We start from the raw sequence: 23,864 nt of genomic DNA on the forward strand, positions 1-23,864 counted from the left end.
AAGCGGACCGAGGTCCGCTTTTTTTTAGTTACCCGTCGCCACGGGCCGCGCCGGATCCGCGCACCATTCGCTCCACGAGCCCGGGTACAGGGCCGCGCCAGGCAAGCCGGCCACTTCCAGGGCCAGCAAGTTGTGGCAAGCCGTCACGCCGGAGCCGCATTGCAGGATGGCCGCTTGCGGTGCATCAAACAATGCGCTGAAATCGCGCCGTAATTCCTCGGCGCCTTTGAAACGGCCATCCGCTTGTAAATTATCCTTGAAGAAACGGTTTTTTGCGCCGGGAATATGGCCGCCGACGGGGTCGATGGTTTCGTTTTCGCCCCGGTAGCGGTCGGGGGCGCGCGCGTCGATCACCGTCAAGGCCCGGGTTTCCAGGTTGGCGATGACGTCTTGCACGGTGACCGTGCGCGTCAGGCTGGCTTTTTCCGCGATGTTGCCGGCAGGGCGCGGTGCCACGGGCGTGACCAGAGGCAAGCCTTGTGCTTGCCAGGCGGCCAGGCCGCCGTCGAGGACGGCCACGGCTGGATGGCCGACCCAGCGCAGCAGCCACCACAAACGGGCGGCGAACATGCCGCCTTGCCCGTCATAGGCGACCACTTGCGTGTCGTCATCGATGCCCCAGCCGCGCAGGGTGGCCAGCAGGGCGTTGCGGTCGGGCAAGGGATGCCGGCCCGTGAAGGCCGCGCCGTGCGCCGTCTTGGGGCCGGACAGGGCCGTGTCGATATCGGCGAACTGGGCGTTCTGGATGTGGCCGGCGGCAAACGCGTCGCTGCCGGCCGTCGGGTTGAGCAAGTCGTGGCGGCAATCGAGGATGACCCAGTTGCTGTCATTCACGTGGCTGGACAAATCATTGCTGTTGATCAAGGTCGTATACAAGGTCATGACTCCTTACACTTCGCTGGCGATGGGATCCGTGCGCGCGATCGCCGCGCCACGGACCGTGTTGCGGGTATTGTAATAGGTTGCCGCGATGCCGGAAGCGAGAATGATGCCGATGCCGGCCCAGCCATGCCAGTCGAACAGGTCGCCAAAGATCACCACGCCCCAGAAGCTGGAAAAGACGATGCCCGTGTATTGCAGATTCGCAACCACGAGGGTCTTGCCCAGGCGATAGGCGCGCGTCATGGCCATCTGCGCCATGGTGGCGCACAGGCCGATGGCGGCCAGCAAGCCGATGCCGTAGCCGCTCGTGTGCGCGTGCCAGACGACGGGGCCGCCGCCGGCGCTGGCCACGTGGCCGATCACGCCGGCGAGGAAATTGACGACCGAGAAATAGAATACGACCCGGTATTCGGGTTCGCCCAGCAAGCCCAGCTTGCGCACTTGCAGGTAGGCGAGGGCTGACAACATGCCGGAAATCAAGGCCGTGATGGCGCCAGCCGCCTGATCCGTTTCGAACACGGGTTGCAGCAGCAGGGTCACGCCGACAAAGCTCATGGCGATCGCCGCCACCAGCGGCCACTCGACTTGCTGCGTCGCCTTCCACCAGCCGCCGGCCAGCAAAATCACGGCGATCCAGATGGGTGCCATGTAATTGAGCGTCATGGCCGTGGCCAGCGGCAGGATGGCGATGGCATAAAACCACAGCCACAGGGCGATCACGCCCACCACGCCGCGCCACAGATGCTGGCCCGGCATCGTGGTTTTAAAGCTGCCGCCCTGGTACAAAATCGTGCAGCTCATGACGGTCATGCCGATGATGCCGCGGTACATGACGATTTCAGACGTCGAATACATGTCCGACGCCAATTTGACGCACACGCCCATGATGGCAAACATGAAACTTGCAAACAGCATCCAAAGAGATTGCATCTGATTCCTGAAAAACGCGGGGATAAAAAAAGGCCGCACGAGGCGGCCCTTGAGGGATTACAGTTCGATATTGTTGCGGTACCACTCGTGGAAATGCTGCATGCCATCTTCCATCGGCGACTGGTAAGGACCCACTTCGCTCACGCCGCGCGCCATCAGGGCCTTGCGGCCCGCATCCATGCGTTGGGCGATTTCATCGTCCTCGACGCAGGTTTCCATGTAGGCAGCCCGTTCCGCTTCGACGAAGTCGCGCTCGAACAACACAATTTCTTCTGGGTAATAGAACTCCACCACGTTGCGCGTCTTTTGCGGGCCGTCGGGCCACAGGGTCGAGACGACCAGCACGTGCGGATACCATTCGACCATGATGTTCGGATACAGGGTCAGCCAGATGGCGCCGTACGGCGGCACTTCGCCGCCACGGAATTGCAGCACCTGCTCTTGCCATTTCTTGTAGGCAGGCGAGCCGGCTTGCTGCAAGCCGCGGTGCACGCCCACCGTCTGCACGCTGTAATCCTTACCGAATTCCCAGCGCAGGTCGTCGCAGCTGACGAAGCTGCCCAGGCCCGGGTGGAACGGTTCGACGTGATAGTCTTCCAGATAGACTTCGATGAAAGTCTTCCAGTTGTAGTCGCACTCGTGGATTTCCACGTGGTCGAACATGTAGCCGGAAAAGTCGAGGTCTTTCGAGACGGACAAATCTTTCAATTTTTCCATCACGTTGTAGCCATTTTGCTCGAACAGCAAGCCATTCCAGCTTTGCAGCGGCGTTTTCGACAGGTTCAGGCACGGCGTCTCGGGGAAATGCGGCGCGCCGATCAGTTCACCCTTGAGGTCGTAGGTCCAGCGGTGCAGCGGGCAGACGATATGGTTCGCATTGCCGCGGCCATTGAACATCAGCGCCTGCCGGTGGCGGCACACGTTGGACAGCACTTCGATGCCATTGGCGTTGCGCACGAGCATGCGCCCTTCGTTCTCAGACGCCAGGGTCGCAAAATCGCCGGTTTCCGGCACCATCAGCTCATGCCCGACATAGCGCGGGCCGGCTTGGAACAATTGCTGCATTTCACGCTGCAACAGCGTTTCGTCAAAATAGACGTGGACCGGAAGTTGCGCGTTTGAGCGCGCCAGCTTGGCGTGAGTAGCCAGATCGGACATCCCAACCCCCCATAAATGTACAACGGTCAGCAGTGCCCCAGGCCATTCCCTGGGCAACCGCTACAGAGAGAAAGAATCCGCAAAGACCTGAATTCAAATTTGTTGAAACGGTATTTCGGACAGAACCGGCGATTATAGCGCGGATCGGCCTCGGCATTATCAAAACCCCCCGGCAAATAGGCTTTTAATGAGAAACATTGTCATTTGGCGCGCAATTTCCGGCGCAGAGGGGCGATTCGGCTAAAATCTACTGACAAGCTGGCAACGCTATTGACTTTGAGCGCGTCGATTGCGCTTTAGTTTTCACTTAATAGTGTGGTTTGTTCTAAAATAACGCTTCTATGCTGGCCGGGAATCCCCGGCGTCTCCCTACAAGCCCCTCGTGCCACGAAGAGATCTGAGTCTATGTCGAAGAAATTAACTGCCGCTGCCGCAGTGCCGGCCTCGTTTGAAGAGGCAATGGCGGAACTGGCGCAGCTGGTAACGCAAATGGAAGCGGGCCAGTTGCCGCTGGAAGCATCGGTCGCGGCGTATCAGCGCGGCTCGGAACTGGTCAAGTATTGCGCGACCCAGCTCGACAGTGTCGAAGCGCAGGTGAAAGTACTCGAAGGCGACATGTTGAAACCGTTCACGGATGCCGGCGAGGCCGCCCAATGATGGCTAGCATGCAACAAGACAGCGTGACCTTCGGCGACTGGATGCAAAGCACCCAGTCCGGCGTGGAAGGCCGGCTCGACCAGTTTCTGCCGGCGGCGGACGCCGTGCCGCACAAGCTGCACTCTGCCATGCGCTATGCGCTGCTGGGCGGCGGCAAGCGCGTGCGCCCGCTGCTGGTGATGGCGGCTGGCGAACTGTTTGATGCCGATCAAGATACCCTCGCGCGCGCTGCTTGCGCGCTGGAAATGATTCACGTGTATTCGCTCGTGCATGACGACATGCCCTGCATGGATGACGATGCCTTGCGCCGTGGCAAGCCCACCGTGCACATCGCCTACGACGAGGCGACGGCCCTGCTGGTGGGTGACGCGCTGCAATCGCAGGCGTTCATGCTGCTGGCCGACGGCGCGGCGATTCCTCCCGCGCGGCAAATGGCCATGATCAAGCTGCTGGCGCACGCTTCCGGTTCTGCCGGCATGTGCGGCGGCCAGGCGATCGACCTCGACAGTGTCGGCCTGGCCTTGACCTTGCCGCAGCTGGAACAGATGCATCAACTCAAAACGGGCGCCTTGCTGCGCGCGGCCGTGATTCTCGGCGCGCTGGCCGGCAAGGACTTGACGGCGGACGAGATGACGGCGCTGAACGCGTATGCGCGCGCCGTGGGCCTGGCGTTCCAGGTGGTCGACGACGTGCTCGACGCGACGGCCGATTCGGCCACCCTGGGCAAGACGGCAGGCAAGGATGCGGCCGCCAACAAGCCCACCTATGTATCGATACTGGGGCTGGAACCATCGAAAGCCCTGGCAGAACAATTGCGGTGCGACGCCCATGCGGCGCTGGCGCCATTCGGGGACAAGGCACGCCGTTTGCGCGAGCTGGCGGACCTGGTCGTGCAGCGGAAGGCATAAATGAAACTGTTAGAAACCATCAATGAACCAGCGCAAGTGCGCAAGCTGGCCCGCTCGCAACTGGTGCCGCTGGCCCAGGAATTGCGCAGCTTCCTGCTCGATTCCGTTTCCAAGACGGGCGGCCACCTGTCGTCCAACCTGGGCACGGTCGAGCTGACCGTCGCGCTGCATTACGTCTTCAACACGCCGCACGACCGCATCGTCTGGGACGTGGGCCACCAGACCTATTCGCACAAGATCCTCACGGGCCGCCGCGAGCGCATGCACACACTGCGCCAGAAAGACGGCATTTCCGGCTTCCCGAAGCGCGACGAGAGCGAATACGACACCTTCGGCACGGCGCACTCGTCGACGTCGATTTCCGCCGCGCTGGGCATGGCGCAAGCGGCCAAGATCAAGGGCGACCCGCTGCACGCGATCGCCGTGATCGGCGACGGTTCGATGACGGCCGGCATGGCTTTCGAGGCGATGAACAATGCGGGCGTGCAGGAAGACGTCAACCTGCTGGTGATTTTGAACGACAACGACATGTCGATCTCGCCGCCCGTGGGCGCGCTGAACCGCCACCTGGCGCGATTGATGTCGGGCCAGTTCTATGCGGCCGCGAAAAATGTCGGCAAGTCCGTCTTGCCCGGCCCCGTGCTGGAACTGGCGAAGCGCTTTGAAGAACACGCCAAGGGCATGGTCGTACCCGCCACCATGTTCGAAGAATTCGGTTTCAATTACATCGGCCCCATCGACGGCCATGACCTCGATTCGCTGATCCCGACCTTGCAAAATATCAAGCAATTGAAGGGTCCGCAATTCCTGCACGTGGTGACCAAGAAGGGGCAGGGCTACAAGCTGGCCGAAGCGGAACCGATTTTGTACCACGGCACGGGCAAGTTCAACCCGGCCGAAGGCATCAAGCCGGCCACGGCGCCCGCCAAGATGACGTACACGGAAGTGTTCGGCAACTGGCTGTGCGACATGGCCGCGCACGACAAGCGCCTGGTGGGCATCACGCCGGCCATGCGCGAAGGCTCGGGCATGGTCAAGTTCGAACAGAAATTCCCGACCCGCTACTTCGACGTCGGCATTGCCGAGCAGCATTCCGTGACGTTCGGCGCGGGCCTGGCTTGCGAAGGCTTGAAACCCGTCGTCGCCATCTATTCCACCTTCCTGCAGCGCGCCTACGACCAGCTGATCCACGACGTGGCCCTGCAAAACCTGGACGTGACGTTCGCGCTGGACCGCGCCGGCCTGGTGGGCGCCGACGGCGCCACGCACGCGGGCAACTACGACATGGCGTTCCTGCGCTGCATCCCGAACATGGTCATCATGGCCGCGTCGGATGAAAACGAATGCCGGCAAATGCTGACCACGGGCTACCACTACCCTGGCCCGGCCGCCATCCGCTATCCGCGCGGCGCCGGCGCGGGCGTGGCCATCGTGCCGGAACTGACCAGCATCGAGATCGGCAAGGGCGAGATCAAGCGCCAGGGCCAGCGCATCGCCATCCTGGCCTTCGGTTCGATGGTGGCGACTAGCGTGGCGGCGGGCGAGAAGCTCGACGCGACGGTGGCCAACATGCGCTTCGTCAAGCCGCTCGACGTGGCGCTGGTGAAACAGCTGGCTGCCGAGCACGATTACCTGGTGACGGTGGAAGAGGGCTGCATCATGGGCGGCGCCGGTTCGGCCGTGGCCGAAGCGCTGGCGGCGGAGGGCATCGTCAAGCCTATCCTGATGCTGGGCTTGCCCGACACCTTCATCGACCATGGCGACCCCGTGCAGCTGCTGAAAAGCGTCGGCCTGGACGCCAGCGGCATCGCCGCCTCGATCGAACAGCGCTTTGGCGGCACGCAGCCGCCGCGCCTGGCAGCTGTCAGCTAAGCTGGCTTGCATACGGAAAAGCGACACCGCGGTGTCGCTTTTTTTTCGCCCTCGGGGATTTTACGTTGCACTGCAACATTTTTCGCCCGGGAATGCTACGATGACGCTTTGATACCCTTTCAAAGTCCAACTTGTATCTCAGGAAACTTCACCGCCGTTCGCGCGCACTGGCCGGCCGCTGGCTGACGGGCGTGCACGCCTATACCGACACCCTGGCGCAGCGCCGTCCCCTGTGGATGGTCAGCCTGGCCATCGATGAAACGAATCTGTCCGAAGGCTTGCGGGCCGCGTGCGCCTCGAGCGCCATGTTGCTGCTGGGCCTGCTGTTCGACCATCCCGATTTTTCTTGGGCCGCCATCGGCGCCTTCTGGACCTGCCTGGCCGACGCGGCCGGCACGCGGCGCATGCGCTTCGTCTCGATGGTGGGCTTCGGCTTGCTGTCGACCGTGGCCGGCGGCCTGACGGCGCTGGCGGCCGGCCATGGCGTGGCGACGGCCGCCATCGCCGTGCTGCTGTTTTCCTGGGCCGGCGCGCTGGCGCGCATCTGGGGCGCGGCCACGGCGCAGGTGGCCATCCTGGCCGCCACGGCGTGCGTGGTGATGGTCACGCATCCGCTGGCATCGATGACGCAGACGGCGCCTTTCCTGGGCCTGTACATGTTCGGCTGCCTGTTCGCCACCGTGCTCAGTTTTACCGTCTGGCGCATCCACCCGTTCGGCCCGAGCCGGCGCGCCATCCGCGCCGCGTATTCGCGCCTGGCCGGCATCGCGCGCGACAATGCGCGCTTCCTCGCACATGATGCGGCGCAGGCGGACGTTGCCGCGCATGGCGCCAGCTACCGTTCGCAGGCGCGCGCCGCGCTGGAAGCGGCGCGCGTGGCGCTGGCCGCCGTACCGCCCGCGCGCGCGGGCCGCAGCGCCCTGTACGACAACCTGCTGCTGGCGCTCAGCGACGCCGAGCGCATCTTCGCCTATCTGATCGCCGTCACGCATACGTGCGAGCGCGAGCAGCAGCGCCTGCGCCAGGACCCGCGCGCGCGGCGCAGCCTGGAAGTGATGGCCGTGCTGCTGCGCCGCCTGGGGCAAGCCGTGCAGCGCCAGCCGGAAACGCCGCCGCTGGAATTGCAGCGCCGCCTGGCTGGCTGCGGACGGCGCCTGGAAGCGGCGCTGGGCGCCTTGCTGCCGCTGCGCCTGAACGTGGACTTCATGGAGCTGGGCTTGCCGCGCGCGGCGCAGCTGCCGTGGCGCGAAGCGGCCTTCCTGGCGCTGGGGCAGGCGTGGCAGACGGCGAAAGTCAACGCCACGCCGCAGTCGCTGAGCTGGCGCCATGCGGCGCGCGTGTCGCTGGCGACGACGGCCGGCTTCCTGCTGGTCGAGGCCTTGCATATTCCGTTCGGCTACTGGGCCACCATGGCGACCTTGCTGATACTGCAGCCGTCCGTGTCGACCACCTGGCCGCGCGGCATCGAGCGGGTGGCGGGCAGCGTGCTGGGCGCCGTGCTGGCCGTGCTGATCGGCCTGGTCATTTACACGCCGCTGGGCATCTCGCTGGTGGTGTTTCCCCTGATCGTCGCCACCATGGCCTTGCGCCGCGTCAGCTACAGCCTGCATGTGCTGTTCATGACGCCCGCCTTCGTGCTGGTGGCCGACTATGCGGCGCCGGCTAGCGAGATGGTGTATGCGATGAGCCGTCTGGGCAACAATGTGCTGGGCTGCGTGCTGGCCTTGCTGGCCACGTTTTTCCTGTGGCCCGACCGCGAGGCGGACGACCTGGACCAGCGCCTGGCGAAGGCCGTGTCGGCCAACCTGAAATACTTGCTGGCCGTGCTGGCGGCGGGCGGCAAATGGGACAGCGCCATCGCGCGCCTGCGCCGCGAGGCGGGGCTGGCCAGCAATAACGCGGAACAGGTTTTGCAGCGCTTGCGCATCGAGCGCCGCCTGGACCGCAGCAGCGGCGTGGGCCTGGCGGCGCTGCGCACCTTGCCGCTGTTGCGCCGCGTGGCGGGCAGCACGGCGCGCATCAGCCTGAGTCCCCAGGCCGAGCCGGCGCCGCCCGCACTGCAGCAGTGGATCGCCGGGGTCAGCGGGGAAATCGATGCCTTGCTGCGCGGCGCCGCCGACGCCAGCGCGCCTGGTCCCTGCGTTGCCGACAGCCTGACGCCCCTGCAGGCCGATGCCGTGGCGCAGGTGCAGTTGCTGCGCGGCTTGCTGCGCGAACATGTGCAGGCGCAGGCGGAGGAAACGCCGGGAAAATTGACGCAGATCGCCGAATAGACAAGCCCTGTCCCCTTTCGCTGTGCTGCTGCCATGTTGCTGGTTATCATTGCTTGAAGCCAGCGTACAAAAGAGGAATGAGCGACGTGTATAGATTTACAGCAGGAAAGACCGGATGGGGGGCCGCAGCGCTGCTGGCCATGACAGTGGGATTGCCTGCAGGAGGGGATGCGGCGGCGCGCGAAGCCACTACCACCGTTTGCGCCACGCCGGCGGGCTGGAATGCAGCCTGTCTGCGCCAGGCGTATGTCCGTCCCATTGCCGACTGGCCCCGTCCGCACCTGCCCGTCGGCGTGGCCGCCGCGGAAATGGCGCCCGTATCGGCCATACCTGTGCCGCCCGTGGCACCGGCCGTCGCGGCGCTGGGGCAGCGTCTGTTCAACGATCCCCGTTTGTCGCGCTCGAACGCGGTGGCCTGCATCAGCTGCCACAGTCCCGCGCACAGCTTCGCCGACAGCAAGCGCGTTTCCGTGGGACACGAGGGGCGGCTGGGACAGCGCAATACGCCGGGCTTGCTGGGCGTGGCGCAGGTCAGGATGCTGTTCTGGGATGGCCGCGCCAGCACCCTGGAAGAGCAGGCGCTGGGCCCCTTGCAGCATCCGGATGAAATGGCGGCCGTGGCTGCGCAATTGCCCGCCAAGCTGGCCGCACAGGGCGACTACCCGGCGCAGTTCGACGCGGCCTTCGGCCGGGGCGCCGGCGTGACCTTGCCGCGCATCCTGACGGCGCTGGCCGACTACCAGCGCACCCTGCTGCCGCCCGTCACGCGTTTCGATACCTTCCTGGAGGGCGAACGCACGGCCTTGAACGACCGCGAGCTGCTGGGCCTGCACCTGTTCCGCACCAAGGCGCGCTGCATGACTTGCCACAGCGGCGCCTTGCTGACGGACCAGCAATTCCACAACCTCGGGCTGAGCAATTACGGCAGCCGCAAGTATGAAGACCTGGGGCGCTATCTGGTGACGGGCAAGAATGAGGACGTGGGCAAGTTCCGCACGCCGGGCTTGCGCGGCGTGGCGCAATCGGGGCCGTGGATGCACAATGGCGCGTTCGCGCAGATGGTGGGCATGTTGAACATGTATAACGCGGGCATGTCGCGCCCCGTGCCGCAGAACGCACAGCAGGCGGCCGATCCGAAGTTTCCCGTCACGTCGCCCCTGCTGCAGCGCTTGCAGCTGACGTCCGATGAAATCATCGCGTTGAAGAGTTTTCTCGAAGTGCTATAGCCTGCTATGGCCGCTCGGCCGGCTGCGCCCGCAGCCGGCCTTTACTTGCTTGCGGCGCCGATATTGTATAGACGTTTGGCGCCTCCCAATCTCTCCAAATTCCACATTCATGGGGCTTTCCCGATATATTTTCCAAATTGGAAATTTATCGGAAGGAAACGTTGACTCTAAAATAAGTGCGGTCTATATTCGATTTTGTACGATATAAATTCTATAAGGTAATAAGCAGTTAAGCGCAAGTGGCATTGTTTTTCCACGTCAATCGAAAGGTAGAAAATGTTTAAGAAGATCGCACTTTTCCTGTTCGCCGTCGGTGTCAGCGCGTCCTATTCGGTGGGAGCAGCCGGCAATGGTTTGAGCGACTGCCAGCGCGAGTGCTATGGCAGCTTTACCGATTGCCTCGACTCTGGCCATTCCAGCAACACGTGCAAGGATTTGTTAAATGCATGCAAGGCCGATTGCGCCTTGAATTAAGAAAACCAGGTGTGCCGGGGCGCAAGCATTGCTCCGGCTTGGAAGTAACGACGTCAAGGTGGCTTCATGATGCAAAAGAAAATTAAAACCATTGCCATGTATTGCGTGATTCTGGCCGCCGGCCTGGGCAGCGGTTATGGCCTGTCTTTATTGCCTGGTTTATTCAAATCGACTTACACGGAAGGCAATTACGCCGCGTATTTCCCGAATGCCCAGGCGAAGGTGGTGTTGTACGGCACGGACTGGTGCGGCTATTGCGCCAAGACGCGCGCGTACTTCAAGGAAAACAAGATCGACTTTGTCGATCTCGATATCGAAAAATCGCCGGAAGCGAAAAAAGCCCATGAAGAACTCGGCGGCGGCGGCGTGCCCGTGGTGTTGATCGGCAACCGCAAGATCCAGGGTTTCAATACGGGCGCGCTGGAAGCGGCGCTGAAGAAAATCTGATTGCCGGATGGCGCGTAAGAGACGGCGCGCCATGGATGTACGTCATCGTCTGTCAATTCAACAGGAGTGCTTATGTTCAAAAAACTGGGTTTCTTTTTGTTTGCCATGGGCCTCAGCGCCTCGTATGCGATCGCCGGCGGCGAGCCGGAATGCTATTCGCAATGCGATGAAGGGCTGGACCAGTGCATGACCGACCATCCAAGGTCGCCAGGCGCCTGCACCAAGATTCATCAGATGTGCTACAACAGCTGCGCGCAAGAGTAGCATTCAATAAAGTTTGCCGGCAGGCCAGTACGCTGGCCAGGCCGGCTGCATCACTTTATCCATCCTGCCGTCCCTTATTGCCGCAAAGGAGTGCTTATGTTCAAAAAGCTGGGTTTCTTTCTGTTCGCCACGGGCGTCAGCGCCTCGTATGCCATGGCCAGCAGTACCGCCGATATATCGGAATGCCAATCCGAGTGCTATATGGCGCTCGATGCCTGCGTCATGGAGTTCAGTGTTCCCTCATGCGTCCGCGCCAATAAAGCGTGTCTTCAGGCCTGCGGCTGAGTAACACCCGGTCAGCCGGATAAAGCATGGCGATGCGGTTTGACAGGCATCGCCGTTTTTTATTTCATCCCCGCGTGCGGTCATGCCGCCACAGCACGTCGCTGCCGCCGGCAAAGCGGTTCAGCACGCGCGACAGTACGAACAGCAGGTCCGACAGGCGGTTCACGTACTGGCGCGGATGTTCGTGCAGCGGTTCCGCATTGGCCAGCGCGACGATGCTGCGCTCGGCGCGGCGGCACACGGTGCGGCACACATGCGCCAGCGAGGCGGCGCGCGAACCGGCCGGCAGGATGAATTCGCTCAAGGCCGGCAAGTCCGCATTGTATTTCGCCAGCAGGTCGTCGAGGCGCAGCACGTGCTCTTCCTTGATCAGCTGGTAGCCGGGGATGCAGATTTCTCCGCCCAGGTCGAACAGATCGTGCTGGATGGCCACCAGTTCGCCGCGCAAGGCGTCGGGCATGGCTTCGCACAGCAGCAATCCCAGATTCGAATTGAGTTCGTCCACGTCGCCCATGGCATGGATGCGGACACTGTCCTTGCTGGTGCGGCTGCCGTCGCCCAGGCCGGTGCTGCCATTGTCGCCCGTGCGCGTGGCGATTTTCGAAAGTCGGTTGCCCATGATGTCGATCCTGTAAAGAAGAATGGGGGCAGCATACGACACCGCGCACCGCCTGGCCCCGGATTTGCCCGCAAATAGGACAAAAAATGCGCTGTGCGCCGCTTTTGTGCTTACAATCGTTGCACGCCCATGCACTTTTGCTCACATCCTATGCTCAATGCCGCCCCTGAATCCGGATTGACCGCCGCGCGCCAGCAAGCCGTCGTCGCGGCCCTGCTGACCGTGCTGCCGGCCCGCTGCGTGCTGTCCGACGCCGAAGATACGCGCCCGTACGAATGCGATGGCCTGGCCGCCTACCGCCAGCTGCCGATGGTGGTGACGTTGCCGGATACGGAAGAACAGGTCATCGCCATCCTCGGCGTCTGCCGCGCGTTGAAGGTGCCGATCGTGCCGCGCGGCGCGGGCACGGGCCTGTCGGGCGGCGCCTTGCCCATCGCCGACGGCGTGGTGCTGTCGACGGCGCGTTTGAACCGCATCGTGCGCCTAGACGCGTATGCGCGCACGGCCGTGGTGCAGCCGGGCGTGCGCAACCTGGCCATTTCCGAAGCGGCGGCGCCCTACGCGCTGTACTACGCGCCCGACCCTTCCTCGCAAATCGCCTGCAGCATCGGCGGCAACGTGGCGGAAAACTCGGGCGGCGTGCATTGTCTCAAATACGGCTTGACCGTGCACAATGTGCTGCGCGTGCGGGTTGTTACCATTGACGGTGACGTGCTGGAACTGGGCGGCGAATGCCTGGACTCGCCCGGCCTCGACTTGCTGGCCGTCTTCATCGGCTCCGAAGGCATGCTGGGCATCGTCACGGAAGTGACGGTCAAGCTGATCCCGAAGCCGGCCACGGCGAGGGTCATCATGGCATCCTTTGACGACGTCGTCACGGGCGGCAATGCCGTGGCCAACGTGATCGCGGCCGGCATCATCCCGGCCGGCCTGGAAATGATGGACCGGACGTCGTCGCGCATGGTCGAACCGTTCGTCAAGGCCGGCTACGACATCGACGCGGCCGCCATCTTGCTGTGCGAAGCGGATGGCACGCACGAGGAAGTGGAAGAGGAAATCGCCCGCATGACGGCCGTGCTGGAAGGGGCGGGCGCCAGCGCCATCGCCGTGTCGCAGTCGGAAGCGGAGCGCATGAAATTCTGGTCCGGCCGCAAGAATGCCTTTCCCGCGGCGGGGCGCATCTCGCCCGACTACTACTGCATGGACGGCACCATCCCGCGCAAGCGCCTGGCCGAAGTCCTGACGGGCATCGCCGGCATGGAAACGACGCATGGCTTGCGCTGCGCCAACGTGTTCCACGCGGGCGACGGCAATCTGCATCCGCTGATCCTGTTCGACGCCAACATGCCCGGCGAATTCGAGCGCGCCGAAGCGTTTGGCGCGGACATCCTGGCCCTGTGCGTGGCCGTGGGCGGCACCATCACGGGCGAACATGGCGTGGGCATGGAAAAGATCAATTCCATGTGCGTGCAATTTACGCGCGCCGAACTCGATGCCTTCTTTGCCGTCAAGCGCGCCTTCGATCCCCACGCCTTGCTGAACCCGGACAAGGCGATTCCCACCTTGAACCGCTGCGCCGAATTCGGCAAGATGCATGTGACGGCGGGACGCCTGCCGTTCGCCAACCTGCCCCGTTTTTAATTTTCCGGAGACTCATTTGCAAGCGATAGCGGAACAATTCAGGCAGCAGATCCTGGCGGCCAGCGCGGCAGGCCGCCCCTTGCGCCTGCGCGGCGGCGGCACGAAAGACTGGTATGGCCAGCAGCTGGCAGGCGAGGTGCTCGATACGCGCGCGTATGCGGGCATCATCGACTATGAGCCGACGGAGCTGGTGATCACGGCCCGCTGCGGCACGCCGCTTGCCGAGATCGAGGCGGCGCTGGCCGCGCGCAACCAGATGCTGGCCTTCGAGCCGCCCCATTTCGGGCCGGGCGCCACGGTGGGCGGCGTCGTCGCCAGCGCCCTGTCTGGCCCGCGCCGCGCCAGCGCGGGAGCCTTGCGCGACTTTGTGCTGGGCTCCGTGCTGATGGATGGCCATGGCCAGCGCCTGGCCTTCGGCGGGCAGGTGATGAAGAACGTGGCCGGCTACGATGTCTCGCGCCTGCTGGCGGGCTCGCTGGGTACCCTGGGCCTGATCCTGGAAGTGTCGCTGAAAGTGCTGCCCTTGCCGCTGCGCGAAGCGACCTTGCGCCTGGAATGCGCTGAAATCGCCGCCTTGCGCATGCTCAATGAATGGGCGGGCAAGCCGCTGCCCATTTCCGCCAGTTGCTGGCATGACGGCGTCTTGAGCGTGCGCCTGTCCGGCGCCGAGGCGGCCGTGTCGGCGGCCCTGACATCCTTGAAAGGCGAGCTGCTGGCAGCCGAAGACGCGGCCGCCTTCTGGCTGTCCGTGCGCGAACAGACGCACGCTTTCTTCGCGGGTGCGGGCAGCCTGTGGCGCCTGTCGCTGCCGCCGCACGCCAGCGCCGTGATTTTAATGGGGCGCCAGCTGATCGAATGGGGCGGGGCGCAGCGCTGGCTCAAGCTCGACGGCGACGCCGATGCGGCAGGCAGCCAGCACATCCGCCAAGCCGTGGCCGCGCTTGGGGGCCACGCCACCCTGTTCCGCGGCGGCGACAAGGCCGTGGGCGTGTTCCACCCGCTGGCGCCGGCCATTGAAAAAATCCACCAGCGCCTGCGGCACGCTTTCGACCCGGCCGGCATCTTCAACCCGCACAGAATGACTTGAGCGCATGCAAACCAATCTCGCCGATTTCATCAAGAATACGCCGGCAGGCGACGAAGCCGAAGCCATCCTGCGCGCCTGCGTGCATTGCGGCTTTTGCACGGCCACCTGTCCCACCTACCAGTTGCTGGGCGATGAACTCGATGGCCCCCGTGGACGCATCTACCTGATCAAGCAAGTGCTCGAAGGCGCGCCCGTCACGGCCAAGACGCAGACGCACCTGGACCGCTGTCTGACCTGCCGCAACTGCGACTCGACCTGTCCGTCCGGGGTGCAGTACGGGCGCCTGGTCGACATCGGCCGCAACGTCGTCGAACAGCGCGTGCAGCGCCCCTTGCGCGAACGGGCGCTGCGCTTCGCCCTGAAGGAAGCCTTGCCGCGCCGCTGGCTGTTTACGCCCGTGTACAAGGCGGGGCAGGCGCTGCGGCCCTTGCTGTCGAAAGGCTTGCAGGACAAGCTGCGTCCGGGAGAAAAGGCCGGCGCATGGCCCGCGCGCCGGCATGCGCGCACCATGCTGCTGCTCGACGGCTGCGTGCAGCCGGCCATGTCGCCGAACATCAACGCAGCCACGGCGCGCGTGCTCGATGCCCTGGGCGTGCAATTGATCGTCGCGACTAAGGCGGGCTGCTGCGGCGCGCTGCGCCATCACTTGAACGACCAGGAAGCGGCGCTGGACGACATGCGCCGCAATATCGACGCCTGGTGGCCCTACGTCGATTGCGTGGACAGCGCGGAAGCCATCGTCATGACGGCCTCCGGCTGCGGCGCCACGGTGAAGGAATATGGCCATCTGCTGGCGCACGACGCCCGCTATGCGGACAAGGCGCGGCGCATCGCAGAATTGACGCGCGACTTGTCCGAGATCATGCCCGCGTTCGAGGCGGAACTGGTGGCGCTGCTGCAAGGGCGCATCGGCAAGCGAGTGGCGTACCACCCGCCGTGCACCCTGCAGCACGGCCAGCAGGTGCGCGGCAAGGTGGAGCAGGTGCTGCGCGCCGTCGGCGTCGACGTGCGCCTGTGCGCCGACAGCCATCTGTGCTGCGGTTCGGCGGGCACGTATTCGATCCTGCAGCCGGCACTGTCGCAACAGTTGCGCGACAACAAGGTGGCGAACCTGGAAGCGTGCGAGCCGGAGATGATCGTGTCGGCGAATATCGGCTGCCTGAGCCACCTGCAGTCGGGCACGGAGACGCCCGTGCGGCACTGGATCGAATTGATCGACTCCGCCTTGACCCTGGTCAAATAGGCACTTCGTTGTATTGGGCGATGCGCCATTGCGGCGCCGGGATGAAATTGTTGGCCCATTCCAGCACGGCGTCGGCCGGCATGGGGCGGGCGATGCCGTAGCCTTGCGCCAGGTCGCAGCCCAGCTGGATCAATCGCGCGCCATGCTCGACGCTTTCCACGCCTTCGGCGATCACCGTCAAGTTGAAGGAGCGGGCCAGGCCGATGACGGCGCGCACCAGGTGCAGGTCGTCGCGGTCGTTGAGCATGTTGCGCACGAAGCTCTGGTCGATCTTGACGATATTCGCCGGCAGGCGTTTCAGGTATGACATCGACGAGTAGCCGGTGCCGAAATCGTCGAGCGCGAAGGTGATGCCCAGCGCCTGGCAGGCGCGGATGATGCGGCGCACGTCTTCGATGTCGTGCAGGGCCGACGATTCGAGGATTTCCAGTTCCAGCATGCTGGCGCGCACGCCGGGAAATTCGCCGAGGATGGTTTCCAGGCGCGAAACGAAGTCCGGTTGCTGGAAGTGGCGCGCCGCGATATTCACGCTGACGACCCAGTGCTTGCCGCAAGCGACCCAGCGCTGCATCTGCCACAGGGCCTGGCGCAGCACCCATTCACCGATGTCGATGATCAGATCCGTCTGTTCCACCAGCGGCAGGAATTGCGCGGGCGCCAGCACGCCGCGGCGCGGGTGCTGCCAGCGCAGCAGCGCTTCCATGCCTACCACCGTGCCGGCGCGCATGTTCACCTTGGGCTGGTAGTACAGCCGCAGTTCGCCATTGATCAGGGCCTGGCGCACTTCCGTGCGCTGGTTGTGGTGGGTGCGCACTTCTTCATCGAGGTTGGTGTCGAAGAAGTGGTACTGGTTGCGCCCCGTCAGTTTCGCCTGGTAGACGGCGTGGTCGGCGTGGCGCAGCAGGCTTTCCGTATTCAAGTCCTTGCCCGCGTAGACGGCGATGCCGACGCTGGCCGTCACGTGCAGCGCCTGCTGGTCGCCCTGGTAGGGGCGGCTCAGTTCCTGCAGCAATTGCGTGATGTTCTGTTCGATGCTGGCGATGCTGGCCTGGCCGCACAGCAGCAGGACGAATTCATCGCCGCCCAGGCGCGCCGCGTAGTGGATCTGGCCCGTAAAGCCATGCAGGCGGCCGGCCACCTGCTTGAGGATTTCATCGCCCGCTTCGGCGCCGTAGCGGTCGTTGATGGCCTGGAAGTGGTCGAGGTCGAACAGGCAGACGGCCAGCAGGCGCTGGCGTTCGCGCGCCAGGAACAGCTCCTGTTCGAAGCGGGCGGCCAGCGCGGCGCGGTTGGGCAAGCCCGTCAGCACGTCATTGTAGTTTTGCCATGACAGCTTTTGCAGCGCCTGCTGCATGTGCACGGTTTCGTTCAACTGCTCGCCCAGCTGGCGCTGGCTGGTCTTCAGCGAGGTCAGCAATTCTTCGATATCGCCGGCCATGCCGTTGAACGACTGCGACACGGCTTGCGCTTCGGGCGTGGCGCCGGCCGCCAGGCGCACGGCGAAGTTGCCATCGCGGAAGCGGTCCGTCGCCTGCACGAGCCGCGCCAGCAGCTTGCGGTGCGACGCCAGGATCAAGCCCAGCAGGAGGAAGACGAGGACGATGTTGATGGTGCTGAGGACGGCCTGCCCGCGCACCCGTTGCCATACCTGCGCCAGGGGCAGGCCGGGCGTGTAATGCACGTCGAGGATGCCGTCGCCGCCATCCGGCAGCGCCACCGTCAGGCGGCTGCGGATGGCCGCCATGCCCGCCAGGCGTGCAAACCACGCCGGCACGCCGTCGGCCGGCGTGTCGGTCAGCTTGTTGTCGGCCAGCACTTCGATATGCGCGCCAGCCGTATCCCAGCGCATGGCGGCGAGGCTGCGGTTCAGCGGCAGGGCGCTGCGCAGCACTTGCCGCACGCTGTCGTGCATCGCATGCCGGTCCGTATGCACGGCCAGCGGCAGCACGCTATTGGCCAGGAACAGGTCGAGTTGCCGGGCTTCGCTCTGGTAGCGGGCATTGGCCAGCGCCGTTTCCGTCCCGAGCAGGGCGTGATAGCGAAAGGCGGAAACGGCGAGTATCAGGAAGGTAATAGGGATGAAGAGGCGGGAATAACTGCCCATCCGCATCCATGAAGATAATATTTTCCCAAAGACTGGCATCGTTTTATGATCGATATCTGCGAATAATTATGTAAACATTATCACCGATATTTGCTATTTGAAACACAATATTGATATCAAGCATGAAATAAATACAGTTTTATTGATTTCACATGATTGTTGTCTTAAGTCAAAGTATTGCGCTTCTACTCTTGTAGCAATTGCCGTATGTCGGCCGCCAGGCTGGCCGGCTTGCTGGCCGTCGCATAGCGGCGAAATACGCTGCCATTCTTGCGCACCAGAAACTTGGTGAAATTCCATTTGATCGATTGCGTGCCCAATATGCCGGGCGCCGCCTGTTTTAATTGCGCAAAGACGGGATGGGTATGCGGGCCATTCACGTCGACCTTGGCAAACAGGGGAAAGGTGACGCCGAAGTTTTTTTCGCAAAAGGCGCCAATTTCCGCGTTCGAGCCCGGTTCCTGCTGGCGGAATTGATTGCAGGGAAAACCCAGCACGACCAGGCCCTGGTCGTGGAATTCCCGGTACAGGGCTTCGAGCCCCTGGTATTGCGGCGTGAAGCCGCAGGCGCTGGCCGTATTGACGATCAGCAATACCTTGCCCTTGTAGCGCGCCAGGTCGATCGGCGTGCCGTCCAGTGCCTCGGCCTGGAAATCGTGGATGCTGGTCATGTCAGAGGAGTCCCAGTTTGGTGGCGCCCGCCTGCGGGGCCGGTTCCGGCGCCGTTGCGCCCTTGAGCTTGATCGTCAGGCGCAGGTCGTTGACGGAGTCCGCATTGCGCAGCGCGTCTTCATAGCTGATGGCGCCCGTCTCGTGCAGGTCGAACAGGGCCTGGTCGAAAGTCTGCATGCCATGCTCGCGCGATTTTTTCATCAATTCCTTGATCTCGTGCACCTGGCCCTTGAAGATCAGGTCGCTCATCAGCGGCGAATTGAGCAGGATTTCCAGCGCCGCCTGGCGCCCGCCGCCATCCTTGTTGGGGATCAGCCGCTGCGAAATCATGCCCTTCAAATTCAGCGACAGGTCCATCAGCAACTGCTGGCGCCGCTCTTCGGGGAAGAAATTGATGATGCGGTCCAGCGCCTGGTTGGCGTTGTTCGCGTGCAAGGTCGCCAGGCACAGATGGCCCGTCTCGGCAAACGCGATGGCGTGGTCCATGGTGTCGCGGTCGCGGATTTCGCCGATCTGTATCACGTCGGGCGCCTGGCGCAGGGTGTTTTTCAGGGCCGTGGCCCAGTCGTCCGTATCGACGCCCACTTCGCGCTGGGTGACGATACAGTTGCCGTGCGGATGGATGAATTCCACGGGGTCTTCGATGGTGATGATGTGGCCGTGGCTGTGGGCGTTGCGGTGGCCCACCATGGCCGCCAGGGTGGTCGACTTGCCGCAGCCCGTGGCGCCCACCATGATGACGAGGCCCCGCTTGCTCATCACGATGTCTTGCAGGATGGCGGGCAAACCCAGCCCAGCGAGGCTGGGGATGGCGGTATTGATCAATCGCAAGACCATGCCTGCCTGGCCCATCTGCACGAAGGCGGATACGCGGAAGCGTCCGAGCCCCTCCGGGCTGATGGCGAAATTGGCTTCGCGGCTGGACTCGAACTCGGCCGCCTGGCGCGCGTTCATGACGGCGCGCACGTAGCCGGCCGCCTGTGCCGCGTCAAGCGCGCCGCCAGCCAGCGGCGTCAGCTTGCCGTCGAGCTTGATGGCGGCGGGAAAGCCGGCCGTGATGAACAGGTCGGAGCCGCCCCGGGCGCGCATCTGCGCCAGCAGCGCATGCATGGCGCCATAGTGTTCGTGCGTCGTCTGCATGGCTTATCCGGGGAAGTTTTCAGGGGACTTGGCGGCCGAGCGGGCCGTTTCCGCCGAGATCGTGCCGCGCCGCACCAGGTCGGTGAGGCACTGGTCCAGGGTTTGCATGCCCACGTTGCTGCCCGTCTGGATGGCCGAGTACATTTGCGCCACTTTCGCTTCGCGGATCAGGTTGCGCACGGCCGGCGTGGCCAGCATGATTTCATGCGCGGCCACGCGGCCCGCGCCGTCCTTGGTTTTCAGCAAGTTTTGCGAAATGACGGCTTGCAAGGATTCGGACAGCATGGCGCGCACCATTTCCTTTTCCTCGGCAGGGAAGACGTCGATGATGCGGTCGATCGACTTCGCCGCCGACGAGGTGTGCAGGGTGCCGAACACCAGGTGGCCCGTCTCGGCCGCCGTCAGCGCCAGGCGGATGGTTTCCAGGTCGCGCAATTCGCCCACCAAAATCACGTCCGGGTCTTCGCGCAGGGCCGAGCGCAGCGCATTGCTGAACGAATGCGTGTGCGAACCGACTTCGCGCTGGTTGATCAGGCATTTCTTCGGTTCATGCACGAATTCGATCGGGTCTTCGATGGTCAATATATGGTGGTTCAGGCGCTCGTTGACGTGGTTCACCATGGCCGCCAGGGTGGTCGACTTGCCGGAACCCGTCGGGCCCGTCACCAGCACGAGTCCCCGCGGACGCATGGCCAGCTCGCCGAAGATGCGGGGGGCGTTCAGCTCTTCCAGCGTCAGCACCTTTGACGGAATCGTGCGCAGCACGGCCGAGGCACCCCGTTCCTGGTTGTAGGCATTGACGCGGAAGCGGGCCAGGCCGGGGATCTCGAACGAAAAATCGCATTCCAGCGCTTCTTCATACGCCTTGCGCTGGCTGTCGTTCATGATGTCGTAGATCATGCTGTGCACTTCCTTGTGCTCGAGCGGCGCCACGTTCAGGCGGCGCACGTCGCCATTGACCCGTATCATCGGCGGCAGGCCGGAAGACAGGTGCAGGTCGGAAGCCTTGTTGCTGACGGAGAAAGCGAGTAGTTCGGAGATGTCCATTTATAATCCCTGTGCCTGCATTGATGGGCTGGCGCACCGTGCCGCCGCCCCTATACACTAGAAAATGATTATGTCCACAATCGAACAGAACTTGCAAGCCGTGCGCGACAGTATTGCGCAGGCCGCCGCAGACGCGCGGCGCGCCCCCGGTGACGTGACCCTGCTGGCCGTGTCGAAAACCTTCGGCGCGGACGCCGTGCTGGCAGCCATGCGCGCGGGCCAGGCGGCGTTTGGCGAAAATTACCTGCAGGAAGCGCTCGACAAGATTAACGCCATCAAGCTTGCGCTGCCGCAAGGCGCACCCGTCTGGCATTTCATCGGCCCCATCCAGAGCAACAAGACGCGCCCCATCGCCGAACATTTTGACTGGGTGCATACGGTGGAACGGGAAAAGATCGCCGCCCGCCTGTCCGAGCAGCGCCCGGCCGGCTTGCCGTACCTGAATATCTGCCTGCAAGTCAATATCAGCGGCGAAGCCAGCAAGAGCGGCGTGACGCCGGCTGACTTGCCGGCGCTGGCGCATGCCGTGGCGCAACTGCCCCGTTTGCGCCTGCGCGGCCTGATGGCCATTCCCGAGCCGGAAACGGATGTCGACCTGCAGCGCGCTGCCTTTGCGCAATTGCGCATGCTGTACGACCAATTGAAGGCGGACGGCCTGGCGCTCGATACCTTGTCGATGGGCATGTCGGCCGACTTGCGCGCCGCCGTGCTGGAAGGCGCCACCATCGTGCGCGTGGGCAGCGCCATCTTCGGTTCCCGCAATTACTCTTAACTGATTGATAGAAAGAATCACCATGACGACAGAATTGAATATCGCCTTTGTGGGCGGCGGCAACATGGCGGCGGCCCTGATCGCCGGCCTGGCGGGTAAATTGACCCTGGGCGGCAACATCCACGTGATCGACCCGCATGCGCCGGCGCTGGAAAAATTGCAGGCGCAATTCGGCGTGACGACGGCTTCCGCCGCCGGCGACGCGCTGCGCGGCGTGGACGTGATCGTGCTGGCCGTGAAGCCGCAAAGCATGCGCGACGTGGCGGCGCAGTTGCTGCCCTTCCTCGACGGAAACAAGGCGCCATTGATCCTGTCGATCGCGGCCGGCATCCGCGCGGCCGACCTGTCGCGCTGGCTGGGCGATTACCGCGCCATCGTGCGCTGCATGCCGAACACGCCGGCCCTGATCGGCATGGGCATCACGGGCATGGTGGCCAGCAGCGGCGTCAGCGATGAGCAAAAGAAGACGGCGGACGCCATCCTGCGCGCCGTCGGTCAGACCGTCTGGCTCGATGATGAAGCGAAGATCGACCCTGTGACGGCCGTGTCCGGCAGCGGTCCCGCCTATGTGTTTTACTTTATCGAAGCGATGCAGCAGGCAGCCGCCGAGCTGGGCTTGACGCCGGAGCAGGGCACGCAGCTGGCGATTGCCACGTTTACGGGCGCGGCGCAGCTGGCGGCGAACTCCAGCGAACCCGTGTCCTTGCTGCGCGAGCGGGTCACGTCGAAGGGCGGCACGACCTATGCAGCATTGACCAGCATGGAAGAGAGCGGCGTGAAGGCGGCCATCGTCAAGGGCATCAAGGCGGCTGCGCAGCGGGGGCGCGAGATGGGTGATGAGCTGTCGAAGTAATTAGATCACCTTGACGGCGCGGCCGATGTATAAAACCGGTCCCGTCGGCCGGCCCGTGGGCGAGCCCGTTGCCGGTTCCAGGGTGATTTCAAACAGTTGCTCCGGCTGCAGCGGCGGCAGTTTGTCCAATGTCAACTTGAGGCTTTGTCCCGGCTTGACCAGGCCCAGCGAGACGGGCGCACCCCAGTCCTTGCCCTTGGTCCAGAATTGCAGGGCCTTTTGCTGCGGCACGCTGGTCGGCCCCAGCGGGATCAGGCTCAGGTCGCGATTCTTGCCGCCGCGTCCGCCCGCCTGCACGATCCAGCCCGGCGATTTATCTTGCGGCGCCACCAGCACCACCAGGTAGCCGGGTCCGCTGGGTGCCTGCAGTTGCACGCTGACCAGCACGGCCAGCGCGGCCGTGGCCGCCAAGCCGCCGCCCGCCAGTATTCTCCAGAACGCGAGGCTGTTCCACCACGCCTGCCAGCCGCCCGCCTGCCGCACGGCCGAAGGCGTGAACAGGCTGGCGCTGATGCGCGGCCACAGTTGCGCGGAGGGCGTTTCGGGCGGCGCCAGGGTCGTCAAGGGCAGCAGGCGCCGTTCCCAGGCTTCGACGGCATCGCGCAAGACGGCGTCGCGCGGCAAGCGCTGTTCCACTTCCGCCCGTTCGGCCAGTTCCAATGTGCCCAGCACGTATTCGCTGGCCAGCCTGTGCAATTCCTCGTCGCCTTTGATCATCCCATGCACTCCCGCAAGGCGGCCAGGCCCCGCTTGACCCATGCCTTGACGGTTCCCAGCGGCGCTTGCAGGCGCTGCGCGATTTCGCTGTGGGAACAGCCATCGACGTAGGCGTACAGGATGCTGTTGCGCTTGGATTCGTCCAGGTGGCCGAGGCAATCGTGCAGCTTGCCCAGGTTCGCCTGGTCGGCATAGGCTTCGTCCGCATCGTGGCTGTGGCGTTCGTGCAGCAGGGTTTCCACGGTATCCTCGTCGGCCGGTACTTCATGGGCGCGGGCGCGGGCCACGTCCAGCGCCTGGTGCCGCACCACCACATAGATCCAGCCCTTGCCGCTGCCGCGCGTGGCGTCGAAACTGCCGGCGCGGCGCCAGATATTCAGGAAGGCGTCGTGCAGCACGTCTTCGGCCAAGGCCCGCTGGCGCACGATGCGCAGGGCCACGCCCAGCAGGTAGCGGCTTTCCTGCTGGTACAGGCCGTGCAATGCCTGCTGCTCGCCCCTGGCGCAGGCGCGCAGGGCGGCATCGTAATCGAACGGAGTGGCTAGCGTTGGCAAGGTCGGCGCAATCGTCAGGAATAAACGGTTAGCAAGTTT

At 63.8% G+C, this 23,864-nt stretch carries 24 protein-coding genes; 14 read left to right on the forward strand and 10 right to left on the reverse strand.

Features of this window, described 5'->3' with window-relative positions; all coding sequences use genetic code 11:
• Positions 1-24: 24 nt before the first annotated feature.
• Genes O3300_RS26600 through O3300_RS26610 form a run of 3 tightly spaced genes read right to left on the reverse strand, consistent with a single transcriptional unit; the run spans position 25 to position 2,970 of the window.
• The gene (locus tag O3300_RS26600) at positions 25-876 is read right to left on the reverse strand and encodes a sulfurtransferase (RefSeq protein ID WP_305054646.1); all 852 of its coding nucleotides are present in this window, start codon (positions 874-876) and stop codon (positions 25-27) included.
• Positions 877-888: 12 nt separating this feature from the next.
• Positions 889-1,812, reverse strand: coding sequence for a DMT family transporter (locus tag O3300_RS26605; RefSeq protein WP_305054581.1), 924 nt, complete (start codon positions 1,810-1,812; stop codon positions 889-891).
• A 57-nt stretch (positions 1,813-1,869) separates the two neighbouring features.
• A complete protein-coding gene (locus O3300_RS26610) occupies positions 1,870-2,970 on the reverse strand; it encodes an aromatic ring-hydroxylating dioxygenase subunit alpha (RefSeq protein ID WP_251351025.1) in 1,101 nt (366 codons plus the stop codon).
• Between the two features lie 405 nt (positions 2,971-3,375).
• Here O3300_RS26610 and O3300_RS26615 point away from each other — a divergent pair, with 405 nt between their 5' ends.
• The 9 genes from O3300_RS26615 (at position 3,376) to O3300_RS26655 (ending at position 11,376) form a co-directional block, all read left to right on the forward strand.
• Complete coding sequence (locus O3300_RS26615; protein ID WP_251351026.1) at positions 3,376-3,627, forward strand: exodeoxyribonuclease VII small subunit; 252 nt, start codon at positions 3,376-3,378, stop codon at positions 3,625-3,627.
• An 8-nt stretch (positions 3,628-3,635) separates the two neighbouring features.
• Positions 3,636-4,535: a polyprenyl synthetase family protein gene (locus O3300_RS26620; RefSeq protein ID WP_305054583.1), complete on the forward strand. Its 900-nt coding sequence runs from the start codon at positions 3,636-3,638 to the stop codon at positions 4,533-4,535.
• A complete protein-coding gene (gene dxs, locus O3300_RS26625) occupies positions 4,536-6,407 on the forward strand; it encodes a 1-deoxy-D-xylulose-5-phosphate synthase (RefSeq protein WP_289900412.1) in 1,872 nt (623 codons plus the stop codon). It abuts the gene before it with no gap.
• Between the two features lie 131 nt (positions 6,408-6,538).
• Positions 6,539-8,680, forward strand: coding sequence for an FUSC family protein (locus O3300_RS26630; protein WP_257218743.1), 2,142 nt, complete (start codon positions 6,539-6,541; stop codon positions 8,678-8,680).
• A 140-nt stretch (positions 8,681-8,820) separates the two neighbouring features.
• Complete coding sequence (locus tag O3300_RS26635; RefSeq protein WP_305054584.1) at positions 8,821-9,906, forward strand: cytochrome-c peroxidase; 1,086 nt, start codon at positions 8,821-8,823, stop codon at positions 9,904-9,906.
• Between the two features lie 276 nt (positions 9,907-10,182).
• Positions 10,183-10,380, forward strand: a complete 198-nt coding sequence (locus tag O3300_RS26640; RefSeq protein WP_099665485.1) for a hypothetical protein — start codon at positions 10,183-10,185, stop codon at positions 10,378-10,380.
• Positions 10,381-10,446: 66 nt separating this feature from the next.
• Complete coding sequence (locus tag O3300_RS26645; RefSeq protein WP_251351030.1) at positions 10,447-10,827, forward strand: glutaredoxin family protein; 381 nt, start codon at positions 10,447-10,449, stop codon at positions 10,825-10,827.
• A 72-nt stretch (positions 10,828-10,899) separates the two neighbouring features.
• On the forward strand, positions 10,900-11,091 hold the full coding sequence (locus tag O3300_RS26650; RefSeq protein WP_099665484.1) for a hypothetical protein: 192 nt from the start codon (positions 10,900-10,902) through the stop codon (positions 11,089-11,091).
• A gap of 96 nt (positions 11,092-11,187) precedes the next feature.
• Positions 11,188-11,376 (forward strand): hypothetical protein, encoded by a 189-nt coding sequence (locus O3300_RS26655; RefSeq protein WP_099665483.1) that lies wholly within the window; start codon positions 11,188-11,190, stop codon positions 11,374-11,376.
• Between the two features lie 64 nt (positions 11,377-11,440).
• On the opposite strand, the gene O3300_RS26660 is transcribed toward O3300_RS26655, so the two are convergent.
• Positions 11,441-11,995, reverse strand: coding sequence for a cob(I)yrinic acid a,c-diamide adenosyltransferase (locus O3300_RS26660; protein ID WP_289919638.1), 555 nt, complete (start codon positions 11,993-11,995; stop codon positions 11,441-11,443).
• A 150-nt stretch (positions 11,996-12,145) separates the two neighbouring features.
• On the opposite strand from O3300_RS26660, the gene O3300_RS26665 reads away from it, so the two are divergent.
• The 3 genes from O3300_RS26665 to glcF are packed head-to-tail and all read left to right on the forward strand — an operon-like array spanning position 12,146 to position 15,966.
• Positions 12,146-13,636 (forward strand): FAD-linked oxidase C-terminal domain-containing protein, encoded by a 1,491-nt coding sequence (locus tag O3300_RS26665; RefSeq protein ID WP_305054586.1) that lies wholly within the window; start codon positions 12,146-12,148, stop codon positions 13,634-13,636.
• A 16-nt stretch (positions 13,637-13,652) separates the two neighbouring features.
• A complete protein-coding gene (gene glcE / locus O3300_RS26670; protein WP_305054587.1) occupies positions 13,653-14,723 on the forward strand; it encodes a glycolate oxidase subunit GlcE in 1,071 nt (356 codons plus the stop codon).
• Positions 14,724-14,727: 4 nt separating this feature from the next.
• On the forward strand, positions 14,728-15,966 hold the full coding sequence (glcF, locus tag O3300_RS26675) for a glycolate oxidase subunit GlcF (RefSeq protein WP_305054588.1): 1,239 nt from the start codon (positions 14,728-14,730) through the stop codon (positions 15,964-15,966).
• On the opposite strand, the gene O3300_RS26680 is transcribed toward glcF, so the two are convergent.
• The 4 genes from O3300_RS26680 to O3300_RS26695 all read right to left on the reverse strand — a co-directional run bounded on the left by O3300_RS26680 (position 15,959) and on the right by O3300_RS26695 (position 20,929).
• Positions 15,959-18,070, reverse strand: a complete 2,112-nt coding sequence (locus tag O3300_RS26680) for a bifunctional diguanylate cyclase/phosphodiesterase (protein ID WP_305054589.1) — start codon at positions 18,068-18,070, stop codon at positions 15,959-15,961. The genes glcF and O3300_RS26680 overlap by 8 nt on opposite strands.
• A gap of 185 nt (positions 18,071-18,255) precedes the next feature.
• Complete coding sequence (locus tag O3300_RS26685; RefSeq protein WP_305054590.1) at positions 18,256-18,741, reverse strand: glutathione peroxidase; 486 nt, start codon at positions 18,739-18,741, stop codon at positions 18,256-18,258.
• 1 nt (position 18,742) lies between these two features.
• On the reverse strand, positions 18,743-19,882 hold the full coding sequence (locus tag O3300_RS26690) for a PilT/PilU family type 4a pilus ATPase (RefSeq protein ID WP_285817188.1): 1,140 nt from the start codon (positions 19,880-19,882) through the stop codon (positions 18,743-18,745).
• Positions 19,883-19,885: 3 nt separating this feature from the next.
• Positions 19,886-20,929: a type IV pilus twitching motility protein PilT gene (locus O3300_RS26695; protein WP_099665476.1), complete on the reverse strand. Its 1,044-nt coding sequence runs from the start codon at positions 20,927-20,929 to the stop codon at positions 19,886-19,888.
• Between the two features lie 70 nt (positions 20,930-20,999).
• Here O3300_RS26695 and O3300_RS26700 point away from each other — a divergent pair, with 70 nt between their 5' ends.
• Together O3300_RS26700 and proC are read left to right on the forward strand one after the other, a co-directional pair.
• The gene (locus tag O3300_RS26700; RefSeq protein WP_305054591.1) at positions 21,000-21,701 is read left to right on the forward strand and encodes a YggS family pyridoxal phosphate-dependent enzyme; all 702 of its coding nucleotides are present in this window, start codon (positions 21,000-21,002) and stop codon (positions 21,699-21,701) included.
• 22 nt (positions 21,702-21,723) lie between these two features.
• The gene (gene proC / locus O3300_RS26705) at positions 21,724-22,554 is read left to right on the forward strand and encodes a pyrroline-5-carboxylate reductase (RefSeq protein ID WP_099665474.1); all 831 of its coding nucleotides are present in this window, start codon (positions 21,724-21,726) and stop codon (positions 22,552-22,554) included.
• Here proC and O3300_RS26710 read toward each other — a convergent pair whose 3' ends face one another.
• Both O3300_RS26710 and O3300_RS26715 read right to left on the reverse strand, forming a co-directional pair.
• Complete coding sequence (locus O3300_RS26710) at positions 22,555-23,271, reverse strand: anti-sigma factor domain-containing protein (RefSeq protein WP_305054592.1); 717 nt, start codon at positions 23,269-23,271, stop codon at positions 22,555-22,557. It lies immediately after the preceding gene.
• A complete protein-coding gene (locus O3300_RS26715) occupies positions 23,268-23,825 on the reverse strand; it encodes a sigma-70 family RNA polymerase sigma factor (protein ID WP_305054593.1) in 558 nt (185 codons plus the stop codon). Before O3300_RS26715 ends, O3300_RS26710 begins: the two co-directional genes overlap by 4 nt.
• Between the last annotated feature and the right edge of the window lie 39 nt (positions 23,826-23,864).

The organism is Janthinobacterium sp. SUN206 (assembly GCF_030587305.1).
Classification (GTDB): Bacteria; Pseudomonadota; Gammaproteobacteria; order Burkholderiales; family Burkholderiaceae_D; genus Janthinobacterium; species Janthinobacterium kumbetense.